The organism is Nitratireductor sp. ZSWI3, from assembly GCF_024655565.1.
In the GTDB taxonomy this organism is placed as follows: Bacteria; Pseudomonadota; Alphaproteobacteria; order Rhizobiales; family Rhizobiaceae; genus Nitratireductor.
The window spans coordinates 22,478-32,937 of the sequence record NZ_JANKOF010000055.1 but is presented as its reverse complement, the minus strand read 5'-3'; the positions used below and the strand labels follow the sequence as shown (position 1 = coordinate 32,937).

General features: G+C 65.6%; 10 protein-coding genes. 6 read left to right on the top strand and 4 right to left on the bottom strand.

From position 1 onward, the window contains the following. Positions 1–291: 291 nt before the first annotated feature. Complete coding sequence (locus NUU27_RS16320) at positions 292–2,355, top strand: ASKHA domain-containing protein (RefSeq protein ID WP_257763204.1); 2,064 nt, start codon at positions 292–294, stop codon at positions 2,353–2,355. A gap of 27 nt (positions 2,356–2,382) precedes the next feature. Here NUU27_RS16320 and ligD read toward each other — a convergent pair whose 3' ends face one another. After that, a complete protein-coding gene (gene ligD / locus NUU27_RS16315) occupies positions 2,383–3,291 on the bottom strand; it encodes a non-homologous end-joining DNA ligase (RefSeq protein WP_257763203.1) in 909 nt (302 codons plus the stop codon). A gap of 50 nt (positions 3,292–3,341) precedes the next feature. Further along, positions 3,342–4,241 (bottom strand): LysR substrate-binding domain-containing protein, encoded by a 900-nt coding sequence (locus tag NUU27_RS16310; protein WP_257763202.1) that lies wholly within the window; start codon positions 4,239–4,241, stop codon positions 3,342–3,344. A 128-nt stretch (positions 4,242–4,369) separates the two neighbouring features. Between NUU27_RS16310 and NUU27_RS16305 the strand changes: the two genes are divergently transcribed. The 5 genes from NUU27_RS16305 to NUU27_RS16285 all read left to right on the top strand — a co-directional run bounded on the left by NUU27_RS16305 (position 4,370) and on the right by NUU27_RS16285 (position 6,857). Continuing rightward, a complete protein-coding gene (locus NUU27_RS16305; protein WP_257763201.1) occupies positions 4,370–4,564 on the top strand; it encodes a hypothetical protein in 195 nt (64 codons plus the stop codon). Between the two features lie 36 nt (positions 4,565–4,600). After that, a complete protein-coding gene (locus NUU27_RS16300) occupies positions 4,601–4,726 on the top strand; it encodes a hypothetical protein (RefSeq protein ID WP_257763200.1) in 126 nt (41 codons plus the stop codon). 239 nt (positions 4,727–4,965) lie between these two features. Next, positions 4,966–5,106, top strand: coding sequence for a hypothetical protein (locus NUU27_RS16295; protein WP_257763199.1), 141 nt, complete (start codon positions 4,966–4,968; stop codon positions 5,104–5,106). 176 nt (positions 5,107–5,282) lie between these two features. Further along, positions 5,283–6,281, top strand: coding sequence for a GlxA family transcriptional regulator (locus NUU27_RS16290; RefSeq protein ID WP_257763198.1), 999 nt, complete (start codon positions 5,283–5,285; stop codon positions 6,279–6,281). A 90-nt stretch (positions 6,282–6,371) separates the two neighbouring features. Further along, positions 6,372–6,857, top strand: a complete 486-nt coding sequence (locus NUU27_RS16285; RefSeq protein ID WP_257763197.1) for an SRPBCC family protein — start codon at positions 6,372–6,374, stop codon at positions 6,855–6,857. 44 nt (positions 6,858–6,901) lie between these two features. Here NUU27_RS16285 and NUU27_RS16280 read toward each other — a convergent pair whose 3' ends face one another. Next, a complete protein-coding gene (locus NUU27_RS16280) occupies positions 6,902–7,741 on the bottom strand; it encodes a DUF1194 domain-containing protein (protein WP_257763195.1) in 840 nt (279 codons plus the stop codon). Positions 7,742–7,866: 125 nt separating this feature from the next. After that, positions 7,867–10,386, bottom strand: a complete 2,520-nt coding sequence (locus NUU27_RS16275) for an FAD-dependent oxidoreductase (RefSeq protein WP_257763194.1) — start codon at positions 10,384–10,386, stop codon at positions 7,867–7,869. Positions 10,387–10,460 lie beyond the last annotated feature (74 nt).

Below are 10,460 nucleotides of genomic sequence, written 5' to 3'. Positions count from 1 at the left end.
TCAATCCCTCCCCTCAAGGGGGAGGGGGATGATCGGGCGCACCACCTTTCTTCCCTCCCCCTTGAGGGGAGGGATTGAGGGTGGGGGTCGCAGGCGGAGCCTGCAAAAAAAATCATATGCGATTGCCCTGCCCCTCAAGGGGGGAGATTGGGCGGCCGTAAGGATTTCGCCAATCGCCGGCGTTGCAGAACGCGCGAAACATCGATGCCAGCCAATCTCCCCCCTTGAGGGGGAGATGCCCGGCAGGGCAGAGGGGGGTGTGCCGGTGGCGTCGTCCCGGGGATCCCTGCGATGAGCCCCGACGACCCCCTCGTCCTCTTCATGCCCTCCGGCAAGCGCGGGCGCTTCGCCAAAGGCACGACGGTGCTCGATGCGGCCCGCCAGCTCGGCGTCTATGTCGAGAGCGTGTGCGGCGGACGCGCCACCTGCGGACGGTGCCAGATCGAGGTCCAGGAAGGACAGTTCGCCAAGCACAAGATCAGTTCCGCCGCCGATCATCTTTCGGCGGTTGGCCCCAAGGAGGCGCGCTACGCCGAAAAGCGCACGCTCGCCGCCGGCCGCCGCCTGTCCTGCTCGGCCACCATTGAGGGCGACCTCGTCATCGACGTCCCGCAGGATACCGTCATCAATGCGCAGGTGGTGCGCAAGGATGCCGACACGCGCGTCATCGAGCGCTTTCCCGCCGTGCAGCTTTGCTATGTCGAGGTGGAAGAGCCGGACATGCACAAGCCGCTCGGTGATCTCGACCGGCTGAAGGCCGCGCTGCAGAGCGACTGGGACTTTGGCCGGCTGGAGGTGGATGCGCATCTGCTGCCGCTCGTCCAGAAGATCCTGCGCGAGGGCAAATGGGCGGTCACCGCCGCGGTCCATCAGGACGACGAGACGGAGGCGGCCCGCATCATCGCGCTCTGGCCCGGGCTCAAGAACGAGGCCTACGGCCTTGCCTGCGACATCGGCTCCACCACCATCGCCATGCATCTCGTCTCGCTGCTCTCGGGACGCGTGGTGGCGTCCTCCGGCGCCTCAAACCCACAGATTCGCTTCGGCGAGGATCTGATGAGCCGCGTTTCCTACGTGATGATGAACCCGGACGGGCGCGAGGCCATGACCCGCGCGGTGCGCCAGGAAATCTCCAGGCTGGTGCAGAAGGTGGCCGACGAGGGCGGGATCGAGCGCCTCGACATCCTCGACAGCGTCTTCGTCGCCAACCCGATCATGCATCACCTCTTCCTGGGCGTCGATCCCACCGAACTCGGCGGCGCGCCCTTCGCGCTCGCCGTCTCCGGCGCGGTGAGGATGAAGGCGGACGACTTGCGCCTAAAGCTCAATCCGGGCGCGCGCACCTACCTCCTGCCCTGCATCGCCGGCCATGTGGGCGCCGATGCCGCCGCCGTGACGCTCTCCGAGGGCCCCCACCGGCAGGACCGGATGATGCTCATCGTCGATGTGGGAACCAACGCCGAAATCGTTCTGGGCAACCGGAAACGGGTCGTCGCCGCCTCCTCGCCCACCGGCCCGGCCTTCGAGGGCGCCGAGATCTCCGCCGGGCAGCGCGCCGCGCCCGGCGCCATCGAACGCGTGCGCATCGACCGCGAGACGCTGGAGCCGCGCTACCGCGTCATCGGCTGCGAGCTTTGGTCGGACGATCCGGGGTTTGCTGAGGCGGTCGGCGCGACCGGCGTCACCGGCATCTGCGGCTCGGGCATCATCGAGATCATCGCCGAGATGTACCTGTCGGGAATCATTTCCGAGGACGGCGTGATCGACGGCAACCTTGCCGATAGATCCCCGCGCATCGTCGCCGACGGCCGCACTTTCTCCTACGTGCTCGCCGAGACGGAGCCGCGCCTGACGATCACCCAGAACGACGTGCGCGCCATCCAGCTCGCCAAGGCGGCCCTCTACGCCGGCACCAGGCTTCTCATGGAGAAGCAGGGCGTCGAGACGGTCGATGTCATCCGCTTCGCCGGCGCCTTCGGCTCCTTCATCGACCCGCAATTCGCCATGGTGCTGGGGCTGATCCCCGATTGCGAACTGGACAACGTGTCGGCCGTCGGCAACGCCGCCGGCACCGGCGCTCGCATGGCGTTGCTCAACCGCAACCATCGCCGCGAGATCGAGGAGACGGTGCGCCGGATCGAGAAGATCGAGACGGCCCTGGAGCCGAAGTTCCAGGAGCATTTCGTCAACGCCATGGCGCTGCCCAACAAGGTCGATGCCTTCCCCAAGCTGGCCGCGCAGGTGATGCTGCCGCCGCGCGCGATGCAGGGCGGCGACGGCGACGGTGCTGGAGACGCCGGGCGACCCAGACGGCGGTCGCGGGAAGAACGCGCGGCCCGGCGCCGGCGGCCCTGAAGGCTCCTCCGAACCGTTCGGCAGGGATCAGGCGTCGGCCCCGACCGCCTTCAGCATCGTGCGCGTGATCGACTGACGCCAGCCCGTGCTCTCCTGCCAGGGATCGGGTGCTTCGAGGCGCTTTTCCATGTCGCCGATGTGGAAGCCGTCCGCCCCCTTCAGCCCTGAAAGCTCGTCCCATGAGACAGGCGTCGCGACCGGCGCACCTTTTCTGGCCCGGGTCGAGTAAGGCGCGATCGCGGTCGCGCCGCGCTCGTTGCGCAGCCAGTCGATGAAGATGCGGCCCTGTCGCTTGGCCTTCGAGGCCTGCGCCAGGAAGACCTCCGGCGCCTGGTGCGCGAGGTCCTCGGCGAAGGCGCGGGCGAATGCCTTGACATCGGCCCATTCGGCGCGGCGCTGCAGCGGCGCCACCAGGTGGATGCCCTTGCCGCCGGTGACCAGCGGCACCGTCTCCAGATCCAGCTCGCGCAGCCGCGCGCGCAGGATGAAGGCGGCATCGCGCACCGCCGCAAAGCCGATGCTTTCATCCGGGTCGAGGTCGAAGACCAGCCGATCCGGCTGCTCCAGGCGGTCGATGCGCGCGCCCCAGATGTGGAATTCGAGCGCATTCATCTGCACCGCCGCGACGATGCCCGAGAGGTCCGAAACGTAGAGATACTCGTCCGTCCCACCGCTCTTCTCGCGGATCACCCGGCGCTTGACGGCCTGCGGAAACCCTTTGCCGCCGTGGCGCTGGAAGAAGCATTGTCCACGCCTTCCGTCCGGACAGCGCACCAGGCTGACGAGGCGGTTCTTCATGTGCGGCAGGATTCGATTCGCAACGGCCTGATAGTGCCGCGCCAAATCCAGCTTCGTCACCCCTTGATCGGCAAACAGGACCTTGTCCGGGCTGGACAGGCCGATCCCGGCGATCTCGATGCGTTGCTGATCGTTCATATGACAGTCTCCGGTCTGGCGTTGTGCCCCGTCCACGGAAACGCGTAATGCTAGAACCGGCCGGTCTCGCTGAACGTGTCGAACGTCGCGCGGATGTGATCGGCCGCCGCCCGCACGGGCGCCGGGGCATCCGGTGTAACGATCATGCCGATGTGATAGTTGCCAAGTTTCGGAAGCCCGTCCTTCGGCCCGAGCTCGACGAGGTCGTCGCGCAGGAAGGATTTGGGCAGCGGCGCGATGGCGAGATCGGAGAGGATCGCCGCCCGCTGGCCGGCCGTGTGAGCACTCATATAGGCGATGCGGTAGTCGCGGCCGTCCTTGCTCATGGCCGACAGCGCGCCGGCACGCCAGGCGCAGCCTTCTTCCCAGAGCGACAGCGGCAGGGGCTCGCGCAGATGCGCCGAGCCGCCCTTGGCGCCCGCCCAGACGATCGGCTCGGTGAAGATGATCTGCACGCCGACATGGTCGATGTCGCCGGTGCAGGTCAGAAGCGTGAGGTCGAGTTGCCGGTTTGCCATGCGCTTGCGCAGGCTCGAGCTCTGGTCGATGACCACGTCGACGGCAATGGAGGGATGGGTTTGGGCAAAGCGTCGTAAGACGCTGGGTAAGACACGTTCGCCGAAATCGTCCGGCGATCCTAATCGGACGATGCCGCTGATGTCCGGCATCACGAATTTCGACACCGCCTCGCGGTTGAGCGCCAGGAGCCGCCGTGCGTAGCTCAATAACAATTCACCGTCGGCGGTCAGCGAAACGGAGCGTGCATCGCGCTCGAACACCGAACGGCCCAGCATCTCCTCGAGCTTCTTGATCTGCATGGAAACCGCCGAGGGCGTGCGGAAGACGGCGTTCGCGGCAGCCGTGAAACTGCCCGTCTCCGCTATGGCGACAAAGGTGCGCAGGACATCCAGCTCCAATAAGGGGACGGGATGATTGAGGGGTGCGTTCATGATCGCCTCCGTTCAATTTCTTTGAATAAAAGGATTATTCAATTGCGTTTGATTGAACATGAAACTTGACGCATAGTCAAGCGCATCAGGCAACGACGAACCGTGGAGCAAACACAAGGAGAAGGGAAATGTCTGTCTTGACCCGCTTCAACCACTATGTCCGCAACTACCGCACCTCCCTGCGCCGGCGCCGCACCGAGCGTCTGATCGGCACCCTGCCCGTCGATATCCGCAAGGACATCGGCTGGCCGACCCAGTACGACACCGACATCCCCTCGATGCGCGTGGACGGCCAGGACAACCGCGGCATCTCGCGCTTCTGACCGAAGCACGACAGGAACGACAGGAGTGCCAAACAGATGATCGTCACGACAGCGCTGAAAGCCATTCGGGATTTCGTCGCCGAGTTCGATGCGATGATGCATCACGCCCGTCATGGCCGCCCGCCATCCAGACAGAACCCGTCCCGGCGCCGGAAATCGTAGCATGAGGGCCCGATCAACGGCACCGATCGCCGGCCTCTCGGACTGAGCGGCCCCGCCGGAAAGCGGGGCCGTTTGCGCGAAGGCGCCGCATGTCGCATTCGTTGCTTCGCGCTTCGCATTTTTGATCTCACGCGCCCTTTCCAATCCCTATGGTCCGCGCGACTGAACGAGCGGCCCCAATCCGTCACGCATGCGAAGGCGCTCGGTGAAAGCCGATTGCTCTGCGATGGAGACGCATCATGAGATTCCTTGCACGCTTTGCCCGCCGCAACCGCGACGCCAATCCCAACACCGTTTTCGCGCGCCAGCGCCTCAGCCGCACCATGCCCGGCGAAACCGGTGCGCTCGCTGCCTCGCGGTTCGGATATCTCATCAACTGACCGGTGACGCGCCGGTTGACCCGGCCTGCTTGGGGCTTTGCTGCCGGCGGAAGGAGCCGGTCGCCTGCGTGTGCCGATTCCACCGGGAATCCATTGACAGGAAACAACTTTCCTGATGACGCTTCGGTGACGGCTGGCGATTTGGAACGGTCGCCTTGCGATATCGGGAGGTTGCAATGTCGGACGAAGGTGTCTGCAAGAGGTCGATCGTCTTCTTCCTCATTCCCGACTTTACGATGATGGCTTTCGCGGCCGCGCTGGAACCCCTGCGCTCGGCCAACCGGATGGCGGGCTACCAGGCCTATCAGTGGCGGCTGGCCAGCGTCGACGGCGGTCCCGTCCAGGCCTCCAACGGCGTCGAGGTGGCGGTCGGGTCCTCGCTTGCCGACGAACGGCGCAAGATGACGAACCACGAGCGCCCCTCCATGGTGATCGTCTGCGGCGGCCTCAACATCGAGAACTATGCCAACAAGACCGTCTTTGCCTGGCTGCGCGAGGAATACAATCGCGGCGTCGCGCTGGGCGGGCTGTGCACGGCCGCCCACGTTCTCGCCGCTGCCGGGTTGCTCGCCGACAAGCGCTGCGCGATCCACTGGGAGAACCTGCCGGGATTTGCGGAAAAATACCCGAAGGCGAACGTCTTCGCCGACCTCTTCGAGATCGACCAGAACGTCTACACCTGCGCCGGCGGCACGGCGGCGATGGACATGATGCTGAAGCTGATCGGCGAGGATTTCGACGACGGCCTCATCAACCGCGTTTGCGAGCAACTCCTGACCGACCGGGTGCGCAGCCCCTCAGACCGTCAGCGCCTACCGCTCAGGGCCCGTCTCGGGGTCCAGAACTCAAAGGTGCTGACCATCATCGAGTTGATGGAGGCGCATCTGTCCGAGCCGCTGTCGCTCATCGAGATCGCCGAGAATGTCGGCCTGTCGCGCCGGCAGATCGAACGCCTGTTCCGCCAGGAGATGGGGCGCTCGCCGGCCCGCTACTACCTCGAGATCCGGCTCGACCGCGCCCGCCACTTGCTCATCCAGTCCTCCATGCCGGTGGTCGAGGTGGCGGTGGCCTGCGGCTTCGTCTCCGCCTCCCACTTCTCGAAATGCTACCGCGAACTCTATGCGCGCTCGCCCCAGCAGGAGCGCGCCGATCGCAAGCAGCTTCTGGCGGCCTGAAAAAAGAGCCGGAAAAAATTCCGCATCATTGTCGGATCGGCCGGGACCGCCTCGTCCTTGGGCCACAATCCAAGTTGAGGAGAATGGAACATGACCACCCCAATCGACATCAAGCCCGCTTCCGACCGCGAACTCGTGCTGGCGCGCATCATCGACGCGCCGCGCGAAAACATCTTCCGCGCCTGGACCGACGCCGAAATCCTGAAAACCTGGTTCGTCCCGGCACCGTGGACCATCGCCAAGGCAGAACTCGACGTGCGCCCCGGCGGTGCCAACCTGATCGTCATGCGCGACCCCGACGGCAACGAATACCCCAACCCGGGCGTCTATCTGGAGATCGTCGAGAACGAGCGGATCGTCATCACCGACGCCTATACCGGCGAGTGGCAGCCTTCGGAAAAACCCTTCATGACCGCCATCATCACCCTGGAGGATGCCGGCGAGGGCAAGACCCGCTACATCGCCCGCGCGCTCCACTGGACGGTCGAGGACCGCGAGGCGCACGAGAAAATGGGCTTCCACGAAGGCTGGGGCCAATGCGCCGAGCAGCTTGAAGCGGTCGCATCAAGCCTTTGATATCAAAAGGCTTCTGCGGTCGCTCGGAAGCCACCGCGATCCCGTCAGCGGTCCGTCCACATCCACGACCGGTCCTGCCACATCTTCTCGCCGATCAGGCAGTCATAGGCGTTTGCCTGGACAAGCCTGATCGGCGGAGCCTCGGCATCGGCCCGGGCAAGTTCCAGCACCAGCTTGCGGCGGATCGCTTCGGGAAACTGCGTCCAGTCGTTGACCGGGATCACGAAGGCGCCGGGCCCGCCAATCACGCACTCCCGATAATAGGCGTCGAGGTCGGGGACGTCGAAGCTCGTCGTGAGCCCGCCATTCGTCATCAGCGGCAGCCCGTTGATGGTGACGCCGGCAGCGATCAGTGCATCGCGGGCCGGAGAGACGGGCAATCCGTGATTGTTGGGACCGTCGCCGGAAATGTCCACCACCCGCCGCTCCCCGCTGAAGCCGCTCTCGGCGAACAGGTCTCCGGCGAATTGCAGGGCGCCGGAGATCGACGTGCGGCGCGCGCTGGCGGGCGGGTTGAAGCTCAGCCGTTCGGCGACCCGCGCCGCATCCTCGGCCGATGCGATCACCGTCCACGGGACCACCACATTTTGCGAATGGAACCCCGCCCATTCGAAATAGGTGATGGCGATTCTGCCATAGGCCCCGTCGAGGATGGCGTTCACCACCTGCTCGTGGGTCAGGGCGGCGGCATAGCCGCGGCGCTGGATTTCCAGTTCGCCCGCCGACATGGAGAGGGAAACGTCGACGGCGAGCACCAGTTCGACATCCACCTTTTCCTGCGCTTGCAGCGGCCCTGCGCCGAAGGCCAGGAGGCCGCATAAGCCGGTGATCGCAGCCAGTGCGCTGCGCCCGCAAATGCGCAGGCCTCCATTCGACCTGAACATGCCACGAGTATACCCCAAGCCGGGGGCCGGCAAAACACCGATGATCGGCGACCGCGCGATCGTGGCTCGCAGGCTCCGCGCCGCGACGGGCCGTCCCGGTGTCCGATCCGAACGGATCGCCTCCCCTAGCCGTCCGCCCGCAAGGCCGCGTTCTCGGGATCGAAGGGACTCTCGCCGATCACCGTCGCAGGATGCAGCTTGCCGAGGATCTTGATCTCGAGCCTGGTCCCCTCCTGCGCTTGCTCCGGGCGCAGCATGGCGAGGGCCAGGCTCTTGCCCGTGCGCCAGCCATAGCCGCCATGGGTGGCGCGGCCGACAAGGGCTCCCGCCTGGTAGATCGCCTCGTTGCCGCGCGCGTCGGCGTCCGTCACACCGTCTATTTCCAGCGTCACATAGCGCCAGTTGAGCCCGGCCTCCCGTTGCCGCAGCAAAGCCCCGCGGCCAAGGAATTCTCCCTTGTCGGGATGCACGAAGCGATCGAGCCCGCTTTCCCAGGCGGTGTATTCGATCGACAGCTCGCGCGGAATCAGCCGGTAGCTCTTCTCGATGGCCATCGCCGTCATGGCACGAATGCCGAAGGGCCGGATGCCGAATTCGGCTCCCGCCTCCATCAGCGCGTCGAAAATGGCATTCTGCATCTCGATCGGATGATGCAGCTCCCAACCGAGTTCGCCGACGAAGTTGACGCGCAGCGCGTGCGCGCTCGCCGCACCGATCGACACCGGTTTGCCCGAAAGCCAGGGAAAGTCGGCGTTGGAAAGGCTGGTATGCGTCACCTTGCGCAACACGTCGCGGCTCTTCGGCCCGGCCAGCACCAGCACGCCATATTGCTGGGTGATCGGCCGCAGCACCACCGAGCCATCGGCCGGCAGGAGCTTGAACAGGACGTCGTGGTCGTGCGCCTCATAGGCGCCGGCCGAGACCAGGTAGAAGCGCCCGGGCTTCCATTCGTAGACGGTGAATTCCGAGCGCACCCCGCCGTTTTTCGTCAGGAGGTGGCAGAGCGCCACCCTGCCCCGCTTCTTCGGGATGCGGTTGGCCAGTATACCGTCGAGCCAGGCGCGCGCGCCGGGGCCCGACACCTCCATCTTGGCGAAGGCCGACATGTCGAGCAGGCCGACATTCTCATGGACATTCCGCACCTCGTTGCCGACATGCTCAAAGTAGTTCGAGCGGCGGAACGACCATTTCTCGACGACCCGGCCGTCCGGCAGCGCGGGGGCGTGATTGTGCTTCAGGAGCACGTCGGCGCCGACGCCGAGCTCGCTCTCCGGCACCGCATAGCCCTGCGGCGCAAACCAGTTCGGCCGCTCCCAGCCATAGACGGAGCCGAACACGGCGCCGAGCGCCTTCATGCGATCATAGCAGGGCGTCGTCTTCAGCGGCCGCGCGGCGGCGCGTTCCTCGTCCGGATAATGCATCGTGAAAACGTTGGCATAGGCCTCCTCGTTCTTCTCGCGCAGATAGCCCTCCGTCGCATAGGGGCCGAAGCGGCGCGGATCGACGCCCATCATGTCGATGGACGGCTCGCCCTCGACGATCCATTCGGCGATCTGCCAGCCGGCACCGCCCGCCGCCGTCACGCCGAAGGAGTGGCCCTCGTTGAGCCAGAAATTCTTCAGCCCCGGCGCCGGCCCGATGATGGGCGAGCCGTCCGGCGTGTAGGCGATGGCGCCGTTGTAGATCTTCTTGATGCCCACCTCGCCGAAGGCCGGGACCCGGGCGATCGCCGTTTCCACATAGGGCATCAGCCGCTCCAGATCCTCCTGGAACAGCTCGTATTCGCTGTCGTCCGAGGGGCCGTCGACATAGCAGCACGGCGCGCCGACCTCGTAAGGTCCGAGCAGCAGCCCGCCATTCTCCTCGCGCATGTACCAGGACGAATCGCTCTCGCGCAGCACGCCCATCTCGGGCAGACCCTGCTTCTTGCGCTCGACGATCGCCGGATGCGGCTCGGTGACGATGTACTGGTGCTCGACCGGGATCACCGGCACGTCGAGGCCGACCATCGCGCCCGTCTTGCGGGCGAAGTTGCCGGTGCAGGAGACGACGTGCTCGCAGACGATGTCGCCCTTGTCGGTCTTCACCGTCCAGCCGCCCTCGGCCCGCTGCTCGATGCCCGTCACCGACGTGTTGCGGTAGATCGTGGCGCCGAGGTCGCGCGCGCCTTTGGCCAGCGCCTGGGTCAGGTCCGCCGGCTGGATGTAGCCGTCGTCAGGGTGCTGGATCGCGCCGAGAAGCCCGTCCGTCTCGCACAGCGGCCAGATCGCCTTCACCTCCTCCGGCGTCAGGAGTTTCACCGGCACGCCGATCGTCTCGGCGATGCCGGCATAGTACATATATTCGTCCCAACGATCCCTGGTGCGCGCCAGGCGGATGTTCGAGCACTTGGTGAAGCCGACATTCATGCCGGTCTCTTCCTGCAGCTCCTGATAGAACCTGACCGAATATTTGTGGATCTGGCCGACCGAATAGCTCATGTTGAACAGCGGCAAGAGGCCTGCCGCGTGCCAGGTCGAGCCGGAGGTCAGTTCCTTGCGCTCGACGAGCACCACGTCCGACCAGCCCTTCTTTGCCAGGTGGTAGAGCGTCGAGACACCCACCACGCCGCCGCCGATGACCACCGCGCGCGCCTCAGTCTTCATGGCCGTCTTCCCTCCGAATTTCCGGCCAGACCTTCCGGCAGCCGCTCTCGTTCCCGTCTTCAGCCGCACTCTAA

Coding starts and splice junctions, on each gene's coding strand:
- NUU27_RS16295 (WP_257763199.1), top strand. CDS start 4,966: ATGAGATTCCTTGCACGCTTTGCCCGCCGCAACCGCGACGCCAATCCC.
- NUU27_RS16280 (WP_257763195.1), bottom strand. CDS start 7,741: ATGTTCAGGTCGAATGGAGGCCTGCGCATTTGCGGGCGCAGCGCACTG.
- NUU27_RS16300 (WP_257763200.1), top strand. CDS start 4,601: ATGATCGTCACGACAGCGCTGAAAGCCATTCGGGATTTCGTCGCCGAG.
- NUU27_RS16320 (WP_257763204.1), top strand. CDS start 292: ATGAGCCCCGACGACCCCCTCGTCCTCTTCATGCCCTCCGGCAAGCGC.
- NUU27_RS16275 (WP_257763194.1), bottom strand. CDS start 10,386: ATGAAGACTGAGGCGCGCGCGGTGGTCATCGGCGGCGGCGTGGTGGGT.
- NUU27_RS16290 (WP_257763198.1), top strand. CDS start 5,283: ATGTCGGACGAAGGTGTCTGCAAGAGGTCGATCGTCTTCTTCCTCATT.
- NUU27_RS16310 (WP_257763202.1), bottom strand. CDS start 4,241: ATGAACGCACCCCTCAATCATCCCGTCCCCTTATTGGAGCTGGATGTC.
- NUU27_RS16285 (WP_257763197.1), top strand. CDS start 6,372: ATGACCACCCCAATCGACATCAAGCCCGCTTCCGACCGCGAACTCGTG.
- ligD (WP_257763203.1), bottom strand. CDS start 3,291: ATGAACGATCAGCAACGCATCGAGATCGCCGGGATCGGCCTGTCCAGC.
- NUU27_RS16305 (WP_257763201.1), top strand. CDS start 4,370: ATGTCTGTCTTGACCCGCTTCAACCACTATGTCCGCAACTACCGCACC.